General features: G+C 33.6%; 21 protein-coding genes. 14 read left to right on the top strand and 7 right to left on the bottom strand.

Going from position 1 to position 19,422, the window contains the following annotated elements:
* The first annotated feature begins 66 nt into the window (after window positions 1-66).
* From trpD to BC748_RS04080, 9 genes are all read left to right on the top strand, one after another.
* Window positions 67-1,059, top strand: coding sequence for an anthranilate phosphoribosyltransferase (trpD, locus tag BC748_RS04120; protein ID WP_133532207.1), 993 nt, complete (start codon window positions 67-69; stop codon window positions 1,057-1,059).
* Complete coding sequence (locus BC748_RS04115; protein ID WP_133532206.1) at window positions 1,056-1,844, top strand: indole-3-glycerol phosphate synthase TrpC; 789 nt, start codon at window positions 1,056-1,058, stop codon at window positions 1,842-1,844. The genes trpD and BC748_RS04115 overlap by 4 nt, the downstream gene beginning before the upstream one ends.
* The gene (locus BC748_RS04110) at window positions 1,841-2,464 is read left to right on the top strand and encodes a phosphoribosylanthranilate isomerase (protein WP_133532205.1); all 624 of its coding nucleotides are present in this window, start codon (window positions 1,841-1,843) and stop codon (window positions 2,462-2,464) included. Before BC748_RS04115 ends, BC748_RS04110 begins: the two co-directional genes overlap by 4 nt.
* A complete protein-coding gene (trpB, locus tag BC748_RS04105; RefSeq protein ID WP_133532204.1) occupies window positions 2,464-3,657 on the top strand; it encodes a tryptophan synthase subunit beta in 1,194 nt (397 codons plus the stop codon). The genes BC748_RS04110 and trpB overlap by 1 nt, the downstream gene beginning before the upstream one ends.
* Window positions 3,647-4,420 carry a tryptophan synthase subunit alpha gene (trpA, locus tag BC748_RS04100; RefSeq protein ID WP_133532203.1) on the top strand — a complete coding sequence of 258 codons (774 nt, stop codon included), beginning with the start codon at window positions 3,647-3,649 and terminating at the stop codon, window positions 4,418-4,420. Before trpB ends, trpA begins: the two co-directional genes overlap by 11 nt.
* Before the next feature lie 104 nt (window positions 4,421-4,524).
* Complete coding sequence (locus BC748_RS04095; RefSeq protein WP_133532202.1) at window positions 4,525-4,935, top strand: BrxA/BrxB family bacilliredoxin; 411 nt, start codon at window positions 4,525-4,527, stop codon at window positions 4,933-4,935.
* A 116-nt stretch (window positions 4,936-5,051) separates the two neighbouring features.
* Window positions 5,052-5,444 (top strand): hypothetical protein, encoded by a 393-nt coding sequence (locus tag BC748_RS04090; RefSeq protein ID WP_133532201.1) that lies wholly within the window; start codon window positions 5,052-5,054, stop codon window positions 5,442-5,444.
* A gap of 139 nt (window positions 5,445-5,583) precedes the next feature.
* Entirely contained in the window at window positions 5,584-6,942 is a 1,359-nt protein-coding gene (gene trhO / locus BC748_RS04085; RefSeq protein ID WP_133532200.1) for an oxygen-dependent tRNA uridine(34) hydroxylase TrhO, read from the top strand.
* An 11-nt stretch (window positions 6,943-6,953) separates the two neighbouring features.
* Complete coding sequence (locus tag BC748_RS04080) at window positions 6,954-7,988, top strand: radical SAM protein (protein ID WP_133532199.1); 1,035 nt, start codon at window positions 6,954-6,956, stop codon at window positions 7,986-7,988.
* A 41-nt stretch (window positions 7,989-8,029) separates the two neighbouring features.
* Here BC748_RS04080 and BC748_RS04075 read toward each other — a convergent pair whose 3' ends face one another.
* Window positions 8,030-8,443 carry a lipocalin-like domain-containing protein gene (locus BC748_RS04075; protein ID WP_133532198.1) on the bottom strand — a complete coding sequence of 138 codons (414 nt, stop codon included), beginning with the start codon at window positions 8,441-8,443 and terminating at the stop codon, window positions 8,030-8,032.
* A gap of 185 nt (window positions 8,444-8,628) precedes the next feature.
* On the opposite strand from BC748_RS04075, the gene BC748_RS04070 reads away from it, so the two are divergent.
* From BC748_RS04070 to BC748_RS04050, 5 genes are all read left to right on the top strand, one after another.
* Window positions 8,629-9,885 carry a PSP1 domain-containing protein gene (locus BC748_RS04070; protein WP_133532197.1) on the top strand — a complete coding sequence of 419 codons (1,257 nt, stop codon included), beginning with the start codon at window positions 8,629-8,631 and terminating at the stop codon, window positions 9,883-9,885.
* Window positions 9,882-10,367 carry a gliding motility lipoprotein GldH gene (locus BC748_RS04065; protein WP_133532196.1) on the top strand — a complete coding sequence of 162 codons (486 nt, stop codon included), beginning with the start codon at window positions 9,882-9,884 and terminating at the stop codon, window positions 10,365-10,367. Before BC748_RS04070 ends, BC748_RS04065 begins: the two co-directional genes overlap by 4 nt.
* A 6-nt stretch (window positions 10,368-10,373) precedes the next feature.
* Window positions 10,374-12,686, top strand: coding sequence for a penicillin-binding protein 1A (locus BC748_RS04060; protein ID WP_133532195.1), 2,313 nt, complete (start codon window positions 10,374-10,376; stop codon window positions 12,684-12,686).
* Window positions 12,687-12,868: 182 nt separating this feature from the next.
* On the top strand, window positions 12,869-13,567 hold the full coding sequence (locus BC748_RS04055) for a CoA transferase subunit A (protein WP_133532194.1): 699 nt from the start codon (window positions 12,869-12,871) through the stop codon (window positions 13,565-13,567).
* Window positions 13,568-13,645: 78 nt separating this feature from the next.
* On the top strand, window positions 13,646-14,302 hold the full coding sequence (locus tag BC748_RS04050) for a 3-oxoacid CoA-transferase subunit B (protein ID WP_133532193.1): 657 nt from the start codon (window positions 13,646-13,648) through the stop codon (window positions 14,300-14,302).
* On the opposite strand, the gene BC748_RS04045 is transcribed toward BC748_RS04050, so the two are convergent.
* The 6 genes from BC748_RS04045 to BC748_RS04020 all read right to left on the bottom strand — a co-directional run.
* A complete protein-coding gene (locus BC748_RS04045; RefSeq protein WP_133532192.1) occupies window positions 14,299-14,697 on the bottom strand; it encodes a hypothetical protein in 399 nt (132 codons plus the stop codon). The two genes, BC748_RS04050 and BC748_RS04045, sit on opposite strands and share 4 nt — an antisense overlap.
* Before the next feature lie 113 nt (window positions 14,698-14,810).
* A complete protein-coding gene (locus BC748_RS04040; RefSeq protein WP_133532191.1) occupies window positions 14,811-15,200 on the bottom strand; it encodes a hypothetical protein in 390 nt (129 codons plus the stop codon).
* Between the two features lie 72 nt (window positions 15,201-15,272).
* Window positions 15,273-16,874: a fumarate hydratase gene (locus BC748_RS04035; protein WP_133532190.1), complete on the bottom strand. Its 1,602-nt coding sequence runs from the start codon at window positions 16,872-16,874 to the stop codon at window positions 15,273-15,275.
* A gap of 127 nt (window positions 16,875-17,001) precedes the next feature.
* Entirely contained in the window at window positions 17,002-18,441 is a 1,440-nt protein-coding gene (locus BC748_RS04030; protein ID WP_133532189.1) for a nucleoside recognition domain-containing protein, read from the bottom strand.
* Window positions 18,442-18,508: 67 nt separating this feature from the next.
* Window positions 18,509-19,222: a 3'-5' exonuclease gene (locus BC748_RS04025; protein WP_133532188.1), complete on the bottom strand. Its 714-nt coding sequence runs from the start codon at window positions 19,220-19,222 to the stop codon at window positions 18,509-18,511.
* 83 nt (window positions 19,223-19,305) lie between these two features.
* A partial coding sequence (locus BC748_RS04020) for a T9SS type B sorting domain-containing protein (protein ID WP_133532187.1) occupies window positions 19,306-19,422 on the bottom strand: 117 nt, incomplete at its 5' end.

The following is a 19,422-nucleotide window of genomic DNA, read 5'->3' as shown; positions in this document are numbered from 1 at the left end:
CAATGCTGGTGAGAAAAATTAAACGGCGATTACATTTGTTACATCATTAAAATATACTATAAACAAATGAAAAATATATTAGATTACTTATACGCACACAAAACATTTTCTAAAGAAGAAGCCAAAGAAGTTCTAGAAAATATAGCTTTAGGAAAATACAATTCAAGTCAAATTGCTTCTTTTTTGACGGTTTTTATCATGCGAAATATCACGCTTGACGAACTAATTGGTTTTAGAGAAGCATTACTTTCGTTGTGTCATAAAGTAGATTTATCAACTTACAATCCGATGGATGTTTGCGGTACTGGTGGCGATGGGAAAAACACGTTTAACATTTCAACTTTAACTTCTTTTGTCGTTGCTGGAGCAGGAATTCCTGTTGCCAAACACGGAAATTATGGTGTTTCATCGGTTTCTGGTTCGTCTAATGTTTTAGAAAGTTTGGGCGTTGCATTTCCAACCGATAATGCCGTAATAGAAAACCAAATTAAAGAAGCGAATATCACTTTTTTACACGCTCCATTGTTTCATCCAGCAATGAAAACTGTTGGACCAATCCGAAAAGAATTAGGAGTAAAAACCTTCTTCAATATGTTAGGTCCATTGGTTAATCCTGCAGAACCAAAAGTACAAATGAGTGGTGTTTTTAGTTTAGAATTGGCTCGAATGTACCATTACATTTTGCAAAATAATAATTCCAATTATAGTATTATTTATGGTTTGGATGGTTTTGATGAAATCACTTTAACGGATAGCGTGAAAATAATTCAAAATGATGGTGAACACATTTTAAATGCATCCCATTTTCAATTGCCTAAAGTAAATTACGATCAATTATTTGGCGGAAATACCGTTGCCGAAGCTACAGAAATTTTTACGACCATCATTAATGGAAAAGGAACAACATCACAAAATAATGTAGTGTTGTCGAACGCCGCTTTGGCCATTCAAACCTATCATCAAAATTTAGATTTTCAAGAAGCATTTGAACTAGCAAAAATCTCCTTATTTGAACAAAAAGCCAAGCAATCATTAAACATTTTAACTGAAATCCGATGACTATTTTAGATACTATAAAAGCCAAAAAATTAGAGGAAGTTACTGCCTTAAAATCGAGAATTTCCATAGCTGAACTAGAGCAATTTCCTTTGTTTCAATCTGCTACACGTTCGTTAAAAAAAGCCATTACAAGTTCTGTTACTGGCGGAATTATAGCCGAATTCAAACGGAAATCACCTGCCAAAGGAAACATCAATTTAGATGCCAATGTGGTTGAAGTTACGCAAGGTTATACCGAAGCATTGGTGTCGGGTTTATCGGTTTTGAGCGATGAAAATTTTTTCGGAGCAAAACCAACCGATTTTGAATTGGCGCGACAAAATAACGCCATTTCTATTTTGAGAAAAGATTTTATTGTAGATGAATATCAATTATTTCAATCAAAAGCAATGGGCGCAGATGTTATTTTATTGATTGCAAAAATTTTGACCAAAAAACAATTGCAGTCGTATACCAATTTGGCTCACGAACTAGGATTAGAAGTATTTCTGGAAACCCAAAACGAAGCTGAAATTTTAGATAATCTTGATTTGAATTTTGATTTAATCGGAATCAACAATCGCAATTTAAATTCGTTTGAAGTTTCGGTTGAAAACAGCATTAGATTGGCGCAATTACTTCCAAAATCTAGTGTTAAAATTGCAGAAAGTGGCATTCAATCTTTGGAAACAATTCAACTTTTAAAAGCCAATGGATTTGATGGTTTTTTGATTGGAGAATATTTTATGAAAGAAGAACGACCTGCTTTAAAATGTTATGAACTAATTCAAAAATTGAAGGGATGAAGATTAAAATTTGCGGAATGAAATTTCCAAAAAACATACTTGAAATAGGAGCTTTGCAACCAGATTTTATGGGATTTATTTTTTATCCAAAATCAAAGCGATTTGTAGGCGATAATTTTTCGATTACAGCCATAGAAAAACTACCATCAACGATACAAAAAGTAGCGGTTTTTGTAAATGAAGATGTTAATCGAATTATTGAAATTCAAAAGCAATTTTCGTTTGATTTTATTCAATTACATGGAAATGAAACGGTTGCTGAATGTGAAATTTTAAAAGAAAATAACATCAAAATTATCAAAGTATTTTCTGTTGACGAAAACTTTGATTTTAATGTTTTAGAATTGTATCAATCTGTTTGCGATTATTTTTTATTTGATACCAAAACTCCGAAATATGGCGGAAGCGGGCAATCATTTGATTGGGAATTATTAGAAAAATATACTTTATCAAAACCCTTTTTTTTGAGTGGCGGATTAAGTATTCATAATATTGGTAAGATTAAATTTAAAAATTATCCGACGTTAGCTGGATTGGATTTCAATAGCAGATTAGAAGATACAAATACTAAAAAAATCACGGAGGAAGTGAGCGAATTAATAGAAAAAATAAGAAGATGATGAAAACGACTTTACAACCAGATGAAAACGGATTTTATGGCGAATTCGGCGGTGCATTTGTACCCGAAATGTTGTATCCAAATGTATTGGAATTGCAACAAAATTATTTGCAAATCATAGCAACCGAAGACTTTCAAAACGAATTCAAATTACTATTGAAAGATTATGTTGGACGACCAACGCCATTGTATTTTTCGAAGAATTTATCCGATCAATTCCAAGCGCAAATTTATTTGAAAAGAGAAGATTTAAATCACACAGGCGCACACAAAATAAACAATGCAATTGGTCAGGTTTTGTTAGCCAAACGACTCAATAAAAAACGAATTATTGCTGAAACTGGCGCTGGACAACATGGAGTTGCGACTGCTACTGCTTGTGCATTATTAGGTTTGGATTGCACGATTTACATGGGTGAAATTGACATCGAACGCCAAAAACCAAATGTAGAACGCATGCGTCTTTTAGGTGCAAAAATTCAACCTGCAACGAGCGGAAGTAAAACCTTGAAAGATGCAACAAATGAAGCTATCAGAGCTTGGATAAATGATCCAGTTGGAACACATTATATTATTGGTTCCGTGGTTGGTCCGCATCCGTATCCCGATTTGGTGGCGCAATTCCAATCGGTTATCAGCGAAGAAATCAAAATCCAATTAAAGGAAAAAACAGGCGATGAAAATCCGGATTATGTTGTGGCTTGCCTTGGTGGCGGAAGTAATGCCATTGGCGCTTTTTATCATTTTATTGACAATGGAAAAACTCAATTAATCGCTGTTGAAGCTGGAGGTTTGGGCATTCATTCTGGAAAAACTGCAGCAACAATTGCTTTGGGTAAAAAAGGAATCATTCACGGAAGTAAAACTTATTTAATTCAAACCGATGATGGACAAATTGTAGAACCACATTCGATTTCGGCAGGATTGGATTATCCCGGAATTGGTCCGATTCACTCGTATTTGCATGATACTAATAAAGCAGAAGTAGTTTCGATTACTGATGATGAAGCGATGCAAGCTGCTTACGATTTGTCTCGAATAGAAGGAATTATTCCGGCTATTGAATCGGCACATGCTTTGGCTTATTTGCATAAAATGAAATTGAAAACTACCGATGTTGTGGTCGTGAATTTATCGGGAAGAGGTGACAAAGATTTGGCAACACTACAAAATTACAGAAACGATGAACAATAGAATTCAATCTTTATTTGAAACTAAAAAAGAGAACATTTTGTCACTCTATTTTACAGCAGGATTTCCAAATTTGAACGATACGCTAACTATTTTAAAACATTTAGATGAAAGTGATGTTGATATGATTGAAATTGGATTTCCGTATTCTGATCCATTAGCAGATGGACCAGTTATTCAAGAAAGTAGTGGTCAAGCGATTGAAAACGGAATGACATTACATCTTTTATTCGAACAATTGCAATCGCTACGAAATATCACTCAAAAACCAATTATATTGATGGGTTATTTGAATGTGGTTTTGCAATTTGGAGAAAAAGAATTCATAGAAAAATGTGCACAAGTTGGTGTTGACGGAATTATAATTCCCGATATGCCTTTGCATTATTACCTCTCCAATTTTAAAGAATTGTGTGAACAACACCAAGTTTCAAATGTGCTGTTAATAACGCCAGAAACTTCGGAAGAACGCATTAAACAATTGGACAGTTATTCCTCTGGATTTATTTATTTGGTTTCGTCCAATAGCATTACAGGAAGCACCAATGCGATTACTTTTCAAACGGATTATTACCAACGCATTCAGAACATGAAGTTACAAAATCCACACTTAATCGGTTTTGGAGTTCATGATAAAAAGACGTTTGAAACGGTTTGCGAATTCGGTTCAGGCGCAATTATTGGAAGTGCTTTTATAAAACATTTGAATGAAAATGGTGTTTCCAAAGAATCAATAAGTAGATTTGTTAATCTGATTAAACTATAACAAATCTTTATGAAAACAACTATTCGAAAAATTAGAATTCTCATTACCTTTGTACAAGATTTTTAAAATCTAATATCATATATCTAAAATCTAATATTAAAATTATGTATCCAGAAGAAATGGTAAAACCAATGCGTGCTGAATTAACAGATGCAGGTTTTCAAAATTTATATAATTCAGAAGAAGTGAAAAACGCTATCAAAGCTGAGGGAACAACACTAGTAGTTGTAAATTCGGTTTGTGGTTGCGCTGCAAGAAATGCTCGTCCAGGAGCAAAAATGAGTTTGGATGGAGCTAAAAAGCCAGATCATTTAGTGACTGTTTTTGCAGGAGTTGATAAAGAAGCAGTTGATGCTGCAAGAGAAGAAATGTTTCCTTTTCCTCCATCATCACCAAGTATGGCTTTGTTCAAAAATGGCGAATTGGTTCACATGTTAGAACGTCATCATATTGAAGGTCGTCCTGCTGAAATGATAGCAGAAAACCTTAAAGATGCTTACTCAGAATTTTGCTAAAAAAATAAAATCCTTTCAACTGAAAGGATTTTTTCATTTTTAACGCAACCTTTTTGTAGTTTTTATATCTAATAATAAAAATTGCTTTGAAATTGTTTGACCTAACCCAAAAACCGATGAAAACTCTTTTTAAAACATTCGTACTTTTAGTCGCATTTTTATCATTTCAATGTTCTGGCTCTGATGATAACTCAGTCTTAAATGATGAAGTAATTACGCAACCAATATTGGATGCAAAAAAAGCTGAAATAATCAATTACATAAACAGTTTTGATTGCTCAGGAAGTTGTAACTACATTGCTTTTGGAAGCAAACCATGTGGTGGACCAAAAGAATATTTGCTTTTTCCAAGTTCGGTAAATCTTACTCAATTACAACAAATGGTTACAGAGTTCAATGAAATGGATCATCAATACAACATCCAAACTAATGCCGTATCAGATTGTGCTGTTGAATTACCGCCAACTTCTGTAGAATGCGTAAACGGTGATTGTGTGGTTATAAATTAAAAATTAAGAATTGCTATGAAAAAGAAACCCTTTCAATTGAAAAATTGTTAGGGTTTTTTTATTTGAAAAAAGATGTAAATTTGCCTCGAATTCTTCCATTTAGAGTTCAATACCTATTTCTCACTTAAACGTTTATAGCATGCAACTGTATAACACCTTAAGCGCAGAAGAAAGAGCTCAACTTATTGATGAAGCCGGACAACAACGTCTTACATTATCTTTCTATGCGTACGCCAAAATTGAAGAGCCCAAAAAATTTCGCGACGATTTATTTGTCCAATGGAATAAACTCGATGCTCTTGGTCGAACCTATGTAGCCAAGGAAGGAATCAATGCTCAAATGAGTATTCCAGCCGAGAATATCGAAGCTTTTAGAGAAACTTTAGAAGCCTATGATTTCATGAAAAACATTCGCTTGAATGTTGCCGTAGAACATGACGATCATTCGTTTTTGAAATTGACTGTAAAAGTTCGCGACAAAATTGTAGCCGACGGTTTGAATGATGAAACATTTGATGTTACCAATATTGGAGTGCATTTGAAAGCAAAGGAATTCAACCAAATATTAGAAGATCCAAACACCATTGTAGTAGATTTTAGAAATCATTACGAAAGTGAGATTGGTCATTTTAAAGGTGCGATTACGCCAGATGTAGAAACTTTTAGAGAAAGTTTACCAATCATCAACGAACAATTAAAAGACTTTAAAGAAGATAAAAACTTAGTGATGTATTGCACTGGCGGAATTCGATGTGAGAAAGCATCAGCCTATTTTAAACACCAAGGTTTTAAAAATGTGTTTCAGCTTGAAGGCGGAATTATCAATTATGCTAAACAAATCAAGGAAGAAAACTTAGAAAGTAAATTTATAGGAAAGAATTTCGTTTTTGATCATCGATTAGGGGAAAGAATTACAGACGATATCGTTTCGCAATGCCATCAATGTGGAAAACCTTGCGATAATCACACCAACTGTTTAAATGATGGTTGTCATATATTATTCATTCAATGTGATGAATGTAAAGCAGCAATGGAAAATTGTTGTTCAACCGAATGTTTAGAAATCACACATTTGCCATTAGCAGAACAAGTTAAACTTCGAAGAGGAAAACAAGTGGGTAATAAAGTTTTCAGAAAAGGAAAATCAGAAAATTTGAAATTCAAACATTCTGGCGAACTTTCTGATATTGCTTTAGCAAAAACAAAAAACACTACAGACATTCGTCAAAAAATAAAAGTTAAGAAATCACTACTTGGCAAAGCCGAACATTACTTTGTAAAAGCTCAAGTTGCACTTTTTATTCTAGAAAAAAATGAAGTACAACTTGGTGATAAAATCTTAATTTCTGGACCAACAACTGGAAATCAGGAATTGGTTTTAGAAAAAATGTTCGTCAACGGAAGTGATAATTCATCTGCAAAAGTGGGAGACAAAATAACATTCGAAGTGCCGTTTAGAGTAAGATTATCAGATAAATTATATAAATTAGATTCCTAATCAAGTTTTAAATGGATATTTACAAAATACTAAAGTTCAATAACGCCATAAAAAATCACCGAGTTAAATTTCTTGGACTTTGGTTGCTTTCTGTTTTGAACAAAAGGTATTTGGCCATTCAATTGGATCCGGTTTTAGCTTGCAATCTTCGTTGTAAAATGTGTTATTTTACAGATGATGACTATGTTAGAAAAAACATGAAAGGCATTTTTAAAGAAGAAAACATTGACGAAATTGCCGATGCTATTTTTAAAAATGCTTTGAAATTACAAATCGGTTGCGGCGCTGAACCGACACTTTTTAAACACAACACAAAGCTAATTGAAGTTGCAAAAAAACATCATGTTCCATATATTAGTATGATTACCAATGGTAATTTACTTGAAAAAGAAGATGTAGAAAGTTTTTCCAATGCAGGTTTGGACGAGTTTATTTTGTCGATGCATGGCGTTACTAAAGAAACCTATGAAGACTTGATGGACAAAGGAATTTATGAAAAATTTCATGATATTTTGAAGTTCATAACCGATCAAAAAAAGGTCAATCCAAAACTTCGTTTACGTATCAATTATACGTTCAACCAAGATAATTTTCACGAATTAAAAGATTTTTTCAAAGTTTATGATGAGTATGCAATCGATATTATTCAGCTACGACCAATTGATAAAATTGGAGAAACAACCTATAACGAATTTAGCTTAAAGAAAATTGAAAGCGATTATTTTGAAGTGGCTAATTTTCTAAAAACCGAAACCCAAAAAAGAAAAATAACACTACTATATCCGCAATCGATTTATAGAAACGAAACTCAATCGCTAAAGGTAAAAACGCAAAACGATAGTTCTTATCTTATTCCATACACCTATTGTTATGTTTCGCCAAAATATTTTTGGAAAGACGATTTCGATTGGAAAAACGAAACTTTTGCAACTTGGAAAAAACGAAATAATTGGAATTTTACGCTGCTAAAAAACGTTTTTAAATCTCGAAAAAATCTTGATGAAACCAATCGAAATATGCTAAATTATTCAGTAGAAATAAATTAACAAGAATAAAAAACGCCGATTTAAAATCAGCGTTTTATAAGTTAGTTTCTTGTATAAACTTCAATTACGGTTTGATCATTCCCATCATCATAAAAATCATAAACCACTTTTATTTTTAATGTTGTTGATGAAAGCTCAGTGATTTGGGCAGTATCTGATTCTCCATCCGAACTAACGGTAATATTGTTACCCGTTCTTGTATAAGTATATGGTGCTGCATCAATTTCACAATCCCAAATATCTACATTAGCACCAGTTCCATCGGCATTGAATTGAATATAATCTTTTCCACAAGCTTCATGATCATCATATGGAATAGTTTGCCCAGCAACTTTATACTCTTTATAATACCATTTTCCAGTTAATTCTCCTGAAGTAGTTGGTCCATCATCTGATGAACACGAAAATGACAATGTGATTAATGCAACCACAACGGATAGTTTTAAGATTTTCATAAATTTAATTTAAATTAATAATTATCAAATATAGAAAATCATATTAAAACAAAAGATTTTTACTATAAAAGAATAAAAATAAAACCATTTTTTGAAATTTAAAAAATACTATCTTTACACTTTTAACGTTATCTATGATAAGTAGTCTCGGTTATACATCGAGATGACCAATATATATTCAAATTATGGCATGTACAAGTTGTTCAACGTCTGATGGCAGTTCGCCTAGAGGATGCAAAAATAATGGGACTTGCGGCACCGATAGCTGCAACAAATTAACAGTTTTTGATTGGCTTTCCAATATGAGTCCTGCTAATGGTGAAACACCTTTTGACTGTATTGAAGTTCGTTTCAAAAATGGAAGAAAGGAGTTTTATCGAAACACAGAAAAATTAACACTAAGCATTGGCGATATTGTAGCTACTGAAGCTTCGCCAGGACACGATATAGGTATTGTTACCCTTACAGGTGAATTGGTGAAAATCCAAATGAAGAAAAAAGGAGTAAATCCTGATTCAGCCGAAATTCAAAAAATCTATCGAAAAGCTTCTCAGAAAGATATTGATATTTGGAGTGATTCTCGCGACAAAGAAGAACCAATGAAGGTAAAAGCACGTGAAATTGCGATTGCTTTAAAGTTACAAATGAAAATTTCCGACATCGAGTTTCAAGGTGACGGTTCAAAAGCGATTTTTTACTATACTGCCGAAGATAGAGTTGATTTTCGTCAATTAATCAAAGAATTTGCTCAAGTTTTCAAAACAAGAATTGAGATGAAACAAGTTGGTTTTCGTCAAGAAGCATCGCGTCTTGGAGGAATTGGCTCTTGTGGACGAGAATTATGTTGTTCTACTTGGCTAACCGATTTTAGAAGCGTCAACACATCAGCAGCTCGTTACCAACAACTTTCTTTAAATCCACAAAAGTTAGCTGGTCAATGCGGAAAATTGAAATGTTGTTTAAACTACGAATTGGATACTTATCTCGACGCATTAAAAGGATTTCCTGATTTTGAAACCAAGTTATACACCGAAAAAGGTGATGCAATTTGCCAAAAACAAGACATTTTTAAAGGATTAATGTGGTTTGCTTATACAGATAATTTTGCCAATTGGCATGTGTTAAAAATTGACCAAGTCAAGGAAATTGTTGAGCAAAATAAACAAAAAATCAGAGTTTCTGCGCTAGAAGATTATGCAATAGAAATAGTTGCAGAACCTGAAGCAAACTTCAATAACGCAATGGGTCAAGAAAGTTTAACGCGTTTTGATCAACCAAGAAAAAAGAAAAACAACAATAACAAAAAAAGAAAACCAAATACGAATTCTAACTCAAATCCGAACCAGAATTCAAACCAAAACCAAAACCCCAATCCAAACCCAAATCAAAACAGACAAAATAAAAAGCCAATAATTAGTAAAAAAAATGAACAAAAAAAATGAACAAAAAAAATAGTTTAGCACTTATTTTAGTATGCTTTATTTTATTTTCATGTGACAAAAAAAGAGTTTTTGACGAATATAAATCTGTTGGAAAATTTTGGCACAAAGACAGTATAGTTTCTTTTGATTTGCCACAATTAGATGCAAATAAAAGCTACGATTTGTTCGTCAATGTAAGAGATAATAATGCGTATCCGTTTAGCAATCTTTTTTTAATTGTTTCATTAGAACAACCAAATAGAAAAGTAAAAGTCGATACACTTGAATATGTAATGGCAAATCCAGACGGCACACTTCTTGGAGAAGGTTTTGCCGATATTAAAGAGAATAAATTGGTTTACAAAAAAAACGAAAAGTTCAATCAAAAAGGAATATATAAAATCAGCATCAAACAAGCCGTAAGGCAAACGGGAAAAATAACTGGCGTTGAAAAGTTAGAAGGAATTTCAGATGTTGGATTTAGAATAGAATCAAAAGAATAATTAGTTATGGCTCAAAAAAATAATACTACTACCGTAAAAGACATCAAATACTATAAAAAGAAGTTTTGGAAATTATTCTTTTACAGTTCTGGTGCGGCAGTACTTTTTTTCTTGCTAGCATCATGGGGATTTTTTGGCAAAATGCCTTCTTTTGAAGACCTAGAAAATCCAGAATCTAACTTAGCAACCGAAATCATCTCTTCTGATGGTGTAACAATTGGAAAGTTTTACAACGAAAACAGAACACCTATCAAATTTGAAGATCTTCCGCCACATTTGGTTAAAGCATTAGTAGCAACTGAAGATGAACGTTTTTATGAACATTCAGGAATTGATGCTCGAAGAACTTTTGGAGCCGCTTTAAAATTAGGTGCTGACGGTGGTGCAAGTACAATTTCTCAGCAATTAGCCAAACAATTATTCCACGGCGAAGGTTCAAGTTTTAAACTTTTTAGAATAATTCAGAAAGTAAAAGAATGGATTATTGCCATCAAACTTGAAAGACAATATACTAAAAATGAAATCATTGCTATGTATTTCAACGTATACGATTTCAATAATTATGCTATTGGAATTCGTTCCGCATCAAAAACCTATTTTTCTAAAGAACCGAAAGATTTAACCATTGACGAATCAGCAATTTTAGTTGGAATGTTCAAAAATTCTTCGCTTTATAATCCAGTTAGAAATCCGCAAGGAGTGAAGAATAGGAGGAATGTTGTACTTTCTCAAATGCTACGTTCTAAAATTATTACGCAGTCTCAAAAAGAAAGTTTAAGCAATTTACCTATAAAATTGGATTTCAAACTCCAAACGCACAAAGAAGGAATCGCAACCTATTTCCGTGAATACCTTCGCGAATACATGAAAAAATGGGTAAAAGAAAACAAAAAACCAGATGGAGAAGATTACGACATCTATACTGATGGACTTAAAATTTACACAACCATCGATTCCAAAATGCAAGAACATGCTGAAGAAGCGGTTCAAGCTCACATGAAAAATCTTCAACAAGAATTTTTTATCCAACAAAAAGACAATAAAAACGCACCATTTATCAACATTACCGATGCCGAAACAAATCGCATCATGACCAATGCTATGAAAAATTCTGAGCGTTGGCGAGTAATGAAAGAATTAGACAAATCTGAAGAAGAAATCATTGCTTCTTTTGACGTAAAAACTAAAATGAAAATCTTCTCTTGGAAAGGCGAAATCGATACGCTAATGACTCCAAAAGATTCTATTCGCTATTATAAACATTTTCTTCAAGCAGGTTTAATGTCACTCGAACCACAAACAGGTCATATCAAAGCTTGGGTTGGCGGAATCGATTACAAATATTTCCAATACGATCACGTTGGTCAAGGTGCAAGACAAGTAGGTTCAACCTTTAAACCGTTTGTCTATGCCACAGCTATTGAGCAATTAGGAATGTCACCATGTGATTCTATAATAGATAGTCCGTTTATGATTCACAAAGGAAGACATCACGTTACTGCCGATTGGGAACCAAAAAATTCTGACCGACAATATCGCGGAATGGTTACGCTAAAACGCGCTTTAGCATTATCCATAAATACAGTTTCTGCAAAACTAATTGACAAAACTGGTCCAGAAGCAGTAGTGAGTCTAACAAAAAAATTAGGAGTTAACTCAGAAATTCCAGTTCAACCATCTATTGCGCTCGGAGCAGTAGAAATCACAGTAGAAGATATGGTTGCTGCCTACAGCACATTTGCTAATCAAGGCGTTTATGTAAAACCACAATTTATTTCAAGAATAGAAGATAAAAATGGCGTGGTTTTATACGAACCAGTTCCTGACTCTCGCGACGTTTTAAATAAAGATATCGCTTATGCAGTAGTAAAACTTCTTGAAGGCGTAACCGAAAGTGGTTCAGGTGTAAGACTAAGAACAGAAGGTGGCGGAAGTGGCGATAACAGATGGACTGGATATCCATATGGCTTTACAAATCCTATAGCAGGAAAAACAGGTACATCTCAAAATCAATCCGATGGTTGGTTTATTGGAATGGTACCAAATCTTGTAACAGGTGTTTGGGTTGGTTGCGAAGATCGTTCCGCTCGATTTAAAAGCATAACTTATGGACAAGGCGCAACAGCAGCATTACCTGTTTGGGGATATTTTATGAAAAAATGCTACGAAGACAAAGATTTATTAGTTTCAAAAGATCCTTTCGAAAGACCATCAGACTTATCCATAAAAGTTGATTGTTGGGAAGCTAAAAAAGTAATAGATACAACAATAGTTGCTCCCGAAGAAGAATTACAAAACGAAGAAGAATTTGGATTATAATTTTTTTAGGAGCTGATTCCTGCTGTCCGCTAACACGAGCTCAGCGAACTGGCGAAGCAATCTTTTTTGTTTTTTTTGTCACCCTGAGTGTAGTCGAAGGGCATTTTTCTAGAAAAAAACAAAAAAGGATGCCGCTTCCATCAGTTCCGACGCTTCGGAATAGAAAACAAACAAACTAAAATATGATTAACAAAAAAGTAAACTCCGTTAAAGAAGCACTTCAAGGAATTGAAGACAACATGACAATCATGCTTGGCGGTTTCGGACTTTGCGGAATACCAGAAAACAGTATTGCCGAACTAGTTTCAAAAAATATCACAGGACTAACCTGTATTTCTAATAATGCTGGAGTTGACGATTTTGGATTAGGATTACTTCTTCAAAAAAAGCAAATCAAAAAAATGATTTCATCCTATGTGGGAGAAAATGCCGAATTCGAACGCCAAATGCTTTCTGGCGAACTTGATGTAGAACTAACACCACAAGGAACTTTAGCCGAAAAATGCCGTGCTGCACAAGCTGGAATTCCTGCTTTTTTTACACCAGCAGGATTTGGAACCGAAGTAGCAGAAGGAAAAGAAACTAGAGAGTTCAACGGGAAAATGCACATCATGGAATTAGCCTATAAAGCTGATTTTTCAATAGTTAAAGCATGGAAAGGTGACGAAGCTGGGAATTTAATTTTCAAAGGAACTGCGCGAAATTTTAATGCTTGTATGGCTGGAGCAGGAAAAATAACCATTGCTGAGGTAGAAGAGTTGTTGCCAGTTGGTTCATTAGATCCAAACCAAATTCACATTCCAGGAATTATGGTGCAACGCATTTTTCAAGGGGAAAAATTCGAAAAACGAATTGAACAACGCACAGTTAGAAAAAAGTAATCAGTATTCAGTATTAAGTGTTCAGTTAAAATAAAACTTAATGAACTTTAATAACTTAATGGTTTAAAAAATGTTTTTATGTTAGACAAAAACGATATAGCAAAACGTATAGCCAAAGAAGTAAAAGACGGTTATTATGTAAATTTAGGAATTGGTATTCCAACCTTAGTGGCTAATTATGTTCGAACCGATATTTCAGTAGAGTTTCAATCAGAAAATGGCGTTCTAGGAATGGGACCATTTCCATTTGAAGGCGAAGAAGACGCAGACATCATCAATGCTGGAAAGCAAACGATAACCACTTTAGCTGGAGCAAGTTTTTTTGATTCTGCTTTTAGTTTCGGGATGATTAGAAGTCAAAAAGTTGATCTAACCATTCTTGGTGCAATGGAAGTTTCGGAGAATGGCGATATTGCCAACTGGAAAATTCCAGGAAAAATGGTAAAAGGAATGGGTGGAGCAATGGATTTAGTAGCTTCTGCTGAAAACATCATCGTTGCAATGATGCATGTCAACAAAGCGGGCGAAAGTAAAATTCTAAAAAAATGTAGTTTACCTTTAACAGGAGTTGGCTGCGTAAAAAAAGTAGTTACCGAGTTAGCCGTTTTAGAAATCACACCAAACGGATTTAAACTTTTAGAACGTGCGCCAGGAATTTCAGTAGAACATATAATAGATTCTACAGAAGCGGATTTGATTATAGAAGGAGAAATTCCTGAGATGAATCTTAACTAACTATTTTTACTCTCGAAATAGTCCAGAATTACAGGCGAAGCATGAGTAAAACTCGGAAATTGTTCAATTACTGAAACGGCTCTTTTCTTATTTAATTTATAAGTTAAATCAAACTCGGTTGTAAAAAGAATAGCCGATAAAAAAGGATTGTTTATAAACTCCAATAATCTCGGAAAAGCACTTTCGATTGTATGAATTTCAAATAATTCTTCTTGCTGAAATTTGAATTTCAATTCCAATTTTAAAGTGTTTTCATCTATAATCGGACGAACATAAATATTCATTAAATCCGTATTTCCAATAGTTTTTGCTAAAGTTAATTTGGCAAATGTTCCATCATCTAAGCTGTTTTTTACTCTAGTGTAAAACGCTGAAAATGTTTCTGTAAAAAGCATGTTTATCATATTCTATTAAAAAAACAACCGCAAATTAAATGTATGTCGATTTGCGGTTGCTTTTGATTAACTAACAAATGGATATTTTCTATATCATTTGTAAGCTGTTTGGTTTAAATTTTTGTCCTAGAAATTTCTCTCCCAACTGGATATTTCAAATCTCCTTGATTTTCAACAGTTATGAATACTTCATCAAAATCGAATGGAGTAACAGTTTTAAATTCAGTTTTTTTACCGTTTTTAACATTTATTTGTCCAACATTTTTAATTCCATATTCTTTTGTAACCACCCAAACGCTGTAGTTATTTCCAGATGGATTAAGTCGGTCTGGACTTGCTAAATTTTCTGCTTTAATCTCAAGTGTGATGTTTTTATTTTTATCCTTTTTTTTCTTTGCTGAAATATCAGCAGCTGGAGCAATATTCGAAACAGGAAATTTTGCTTTTGTAGCACAAGAAGTTAGAATAAATAACGACACAAATAAGTAAATAATAGATTTCATAATTTTTATAAATTTTTATTAATCTATAAATTACGAATTATAATCCACTAATGTACTAGTTTTAAGATAAAATTATAAGTTAGCAAAGAAATCATTCCCTTTATCGTCAGTAATAATGAATGCAGGAAAATCTTTCACAGTAATTTTTCTAACAGCTTCCATTCCTAAATCTTCAAAGTCAACTACTTCAACAGAAAGTATATTTTCTTTCGCTAGAATAGCTGCTGGTCCACCAATTGAGCCTAGATAAAAGCCTCCGAATTTTTTACAAGCATCAGTTACCGCTTGTGTTCTGTTACCTTTAGCAAGCATAATCATGCTTCCACCATGACTTTGGAATTCATCCACATACACATCCATTCGTCCTGCAGTTGTTGGTCCAAAACTTCCTGATGGCATTCCTTCTGGTGTTTTTGCTGGTCCAGCATAATATACTGGATGATTTTTGAAATATTCTGGCATTGGTTTTCCTGAATCAAGTAATTCTTTAATTTTAGCATGGGCAATATCTCGTGCTACGATAACCGTTCCGTTTAATTTCAATCGAGTGGTAACGGGATATTTTGATAATTCAGCCAAAATTTCAGCCATCGGACGATTTAAATCTACAATAACTGGTTCTTCTAAATGTGGAGGAACTTCGGGTAAAAACTGCTTCGGATTGGTTTCTAATTGTTCCAAAAAGATACCGTCTTTTGTGATTTTTCCTTTGATATTTCTATCTGCCGAACACGAAACGCCTAGTCCAACTGGACAAGAAGCAGCATGTCGCGGTAAACGAATTACGCGAACATCATGAGCAAAATATTTTCCGCCAAATTGTGCTCCAATGGCACTTTCTTGACAAATTTGTAATACTCGTTTCTCCCATTCTAAATCACGAAATGCTTGACCAGCCATATTTCCTGTAGTTGGAAGTTCGTCAAAATATCCTGCAGATGCTTTTTTCACGGCAGCAAGGTTGGCTTCAGCAGATGTTCCACCAATTACTAACGCCAAATGATATGGCGGACAAGCCGATGTTCCTAAATCTTTTATTTTTTCACGAACGAATTCGTCTAATGATTTTTCGTTTAAAAGTGATTTTGTTTTTTGGTATAAGAATGTTTTATTAGCACTTCCACCACCTTTGGCTAAAAATAAAAACTCATAGCTGTTTCCTTTTTTGGCATAAATATCAATTTGTGCTGGAAGATTGGAACCTGAATTTTTCTCTTCAAACATCGAAATTGGAACAATTTGCGAATAACGAAGGTTTTTTATTTGGTAGGAATTAAAAATCCCTTTGGATAACCATTCGGCATCATCAACTCCTGTAAAAATATTTTCGCCTTTTTTTGCCATGACAATTGCAGTTCCAGTATCTTGACAAGAAGGTAATTCGCCTTCAACAGCAACAGCGGCATTTTGCAACAAATTATAAGCTACAAATCTGTCGTTGTCCGTTGCTTCTGGATCGTGAAGAATATTTTCTAATTTTTTTAAATGCGATGTTCGCAACATGAACGATACATCAATCATCGCTTCTTGTGCCAAAAGTTCTAATCCTTTTGCATCAACGGTAAGTATTTCTCTTTCACCTAGTTTTTCAACTTTAACGAAGTCAGAAGTAAGTTTTTTGTACTGTGTATCGTCTTTTAAAATCGGATACGGATCTTGATATATGAAGTCCATTTTGTTGTTTGTTTATTGAAATGTAAAGTTAAGTATAACCTGCAAGGTTTCCAAAACCTAGTGAATTAGTTTATCGTAGTTTTAACATTTATATCCTCAAAGTCAAAAAAGATTATGCAGGAAAGTTTTAAAAAAACCAACTCGCCACAAAAATCGCTGTAATCACACAAATTAAATCTACCAAAAGCATTGTTCCTAATGTATAGCGAGTGTTTTTGATATTTACTGAACCAAAATAAACGGCAATTACATAAAAGGTTGTTTCAGCACTACATTGGAAAATACAACTCAATCTTCCAGTGAATGAATCGGGACCAAAATTTCGCATCGCATCAATCATAAATCCACGTGAACCACCAGAACTGAATGGTCTAAGCATAGCAACAGGAAGCGAATCTGTAATTTGTTTGCTTACGCCAATGTTCGAAAAAGCAAACGAAATTCCATCGGACATAATTTCAAATAAACCACTATTCCTGAAAAAAGAAATCGCTACTAACATTCCCATTACATAAGGGAAAATTTTAACTCCGGTTTGCAATCCGTTATTGGCTCCAGATACAAAAGCATCAAAGACAGTTGTGCTTTTTTCGCTAAATTTCTTCTCATTGATAAAAGAAAAAACCAATGTAAAACCAATAATGGCTACTAACATTAATCCAGAAAGATTGGCAGTGAAAAAGTTTTTTCCAACCAAATCTAATCCGTTTATATAAAATAATAATCCAACAATTGCTGCGATTACCGTCATTAAAGCAACGAGTAATGTCGCGCTTAAAAAGTTGATTTTTTGTCGAATGCCAACAATTATCATTGCAGCAATTGTTCCAATGAACGAAGTAACTATACATGGTAACATCACATCAGCTGGATTGGCGGCATTTTCGGCGGCACGATAACCAATAATTGATGTAGGTATTAAAGTTAAACCCGCAGCGTGCAAACACATAAACATAATTTGCGCATCACTCGCTTTGTCTTTTTCGGGATTGATTTCTTGTAAACTTTGCATGGCTTTCAATCCAAATGGAGTTGCTGCAGAATCCAATCCAAGGAAATTGGCAGCAAAATTCAGCGTCATATACGAGATTGATTCGTGATTTTTTGGTACTGAAGGAAATACTTGAGCAAAAACAGGACTTAGTTTTTTGGCTAATTTTTCGGCAGCACCCGAAATAATAAGTAACTCCATTAATCCACAGAAAAAGGCAAGATAGGCCATTAACGGTAGGATTAAATCAAACAAACTGCTTTTGCATGTTGGTAGTAAACCATCGGTTTTTTGAACGCCGCTATAAATTTTTACAGTTTGATTTTTATAAACGTAAGTTGTATCGGCATTAATGGTATCACGATTGATGACAAATGTTTTTTCCTCGTTTTTTTGAATACTATCTTGAATGAATTTAGGAATTTCATTTAAGTATTTTTCCGAAATTAAAATGGGATCGTCTTTTTTCCCGTTTAACACATAATCAACGGAATAACTGTTTCCGATAAAAAAACCAAAAACGATAAAAACAATTGACGAAATGAAAATTACGAGCCAAAATCTACTGAGAACCATGATTTGTTTTTTTGTAAAAGTAATAAAAAGACCTGACAGGTTTTTAAAAACCTGTCAGGTCTAAAATTTAAACATGAATTATTTCATCTTCAATTAATAAATCTTCTCTTCTAAGACGTAAAAATATTTGTGCCACGGCAATGGTATCTTTTTCGCAGTAGGTAATAATTCGGTCAATATCTTTTTCTACATAAAAAACGTGACCCACTTGACTTCCATCGATATCACCTTTTGGAGAAGGAATCCCGAGAATTTTAGTCAGTAGTTTTAGAGAAGTAAAATGTTTGTAATCGCCAAACTTCCATAGTTCTAACGTGTCCAAATGTGGAATTTCCCATGGTTTTTTCCCAAATAAATTCAGTTTTTGTGGAATTGCAATTTGGTTGATAATCATTCTTCGGGCAATAAACGGAATATCAAATTCTTTAGCATTATGACCGCATAAAATATGTTGTGGTTGATTAAAATGTGTATCCAATAAATTTGAAAAGTCTATTAAAATCTTTTTTTCATCGCCAAAAAATGAAGTTACTCTAAAGTTTCGAATATCACTTTTATTGACAAAATAACCCACTGAAATACAGATGATTTTTCCAAATTCAGCCCAAATTCCGGCTCGATCATAAAACTCTTCAGGAGTAAAATCTTCTCTACGTTGGTATTGGGTTTTTTGTTCCCAAAGTTCTTTTAGTTCGCTATCCAAATTATTAAAATGTTCTTCTTGCGGAACAGTTTCTATATCGAGAAAAAGAATGTTGTTGAGGTTTATTTTTTCAATCATTTATTTTTAATTTTATAGGAATATACGACGAATTTATAAAAATATTGTTTTCGTTGTATAAATAAAATTAAAAATTTGGATTTCTATCTTTTTATTGAGAAATGGGCCTTAAACTCCTTACTTACATTTTGTTCTAAATACTGTACACTAAACCAGTAATCAGTTGATGGTAGTGGTTGACCGTTGTAACTTCCATCCCA

This window comes from Flavobacterium dankookense (assembly GCF_004362665.1).
In the GTDB taxonomy this organism is placed as follows: domain Bacteria; phylum Bacteroidota; class Bacteroidia; order Flavobacteriales; family Flavobacteriaceae; genus Flavobacterium; species Flavobacterium dankookense.
Note: the sequence above shows the minus strand (reverse complement) of the source record. Positions and strands in the feature narration are given on the sequence as shown.

Coding starts and splice junctions, on each gene's coding strand:
- BC748_RS04080 (WP_133532199.1), top strand. CDS start 6,954: ATGGATATTTACAAAATACTAAAGTTCAATAACGCCATAAAAAATCAC.
- trpA (WP_133532203.1), top strand. CDS start 3,647: ATGAACAATAGAATTCAATCTTTATTTGAAACTAAAAAAGAGAACATT.
- BC748_RS04075 (WP_133532198.1), bottom strand. CDS start 8,443: ATGAAAATCTTAAAACTATCCGTTGTGGTTGCATTAATCACATTGTCA.
- BC748_RS04110 (WP_133532205.1), top strand. CDS start 1,841: ATGAAGATTAAAATTTGCGGAATGAAATTTCCAAAAAACATACTTGAA.
- trpB (WP_133532204.1), top strand. CDS start 2,464: ATGAAAACGACTTTACAACCAGATGAAAACGGATTTTATGGCGAATTC.
- BC748_RS04040 (WP_133532191.1), bottom strand. CDS start 15,200: ATGAAATCTATTATTTACTTATTTGTGTCGTTATTTATTCTAACTTCT.
- BC748_RS04090 (WP_133532201.1), top strand. CDS start 5,052: ATGAAAACTCTTTTTAAAACATTCGTACTTTTAGTCGCATTTTTATCA.
- BC748_RS04030 (WP_133532189.1), bottom strand. CDS start 18,441: ATGGTTCTCAGTAGATTTTGGCTCGTAATTTTCATTTCGTCAATTGTT.
- trhO (WP_133532200.1), top strand. CDS start 5,584: ATGCAACTGTATAACACCTTAAGCGCAGAAGAAAGAGCTCAACTTATT.
- BC748_RS04055 (WP_133532194.1), top strand. CDS start 12,869: ATGATTAACAAAAAAGTAAACTCCGTTAAAGAAGCACTTCAAGGAATT.
- BC748_RS04035 (WP_133532190.1), bottom strand. CDS start 16,874: ATGGACTTCATATATCAAGATCCGTATCCGATTTTAAAAGACGATACA.
- BC748_RS04050 (WP_133532193.1), top strand. CDS start 13,646: ATGTTAGACAAAAACGATATAGCAAAACGTATAGCCAAAGAAGTAAAA.
- BC748_RS04095 (WP_133532202.1), top strand. CDS start 4,525: ATGTATCCAGAAGAAATGGTAAAACCAATGCGTGCTGAATTAACAGAT.
- BC748_RS04070 (WP_133532197.1), top strand. CDS start 8,629: ATGGCATGTACAAGTTGTTCAACGTCTGATGGCAGTTCGCCTAGAGGA.
- BC748_RS04065 (WP_133532196.1), top strand. CDS start 9,882: ATGAACAAAAAAAATAGTTTAGCACTTATTTTAGTATGCTTTATTTTA.
- BC748_RS04025 (WP_133532188.1), bottom strand. CDS start 19,222: ATGATTGAAAAAATAAACCTCAACAACATTCTTTTTCTCGATATAGAA.
- BC748_RS04045 (WP_133532192.1), bottom strand. CDS start 14,697: ATGCTTTTTACAGAAACATTTTCAGCGTTTTACACTAGAGTAAAAAAC.
- trpD (WP_133532207.1), top strand. CDS start 67: ATGAAAAATATATTAGATTACTTATACGCACACAAAACATTTTCTAAA.
- BC748_RS04115 (WP_133532206.1), top strand. CDS start 1,056: ATGACTATTTTAGATACTATAAAAGCCAAAAAATTAGAGGAAGTTACT.
- BC748_RS04060 (WP_133532195.1), top strand. CDS start 10,374: ATGGCTCAAAAAAATAATACTACTACCGTAAAAGACATCAAATACTAT.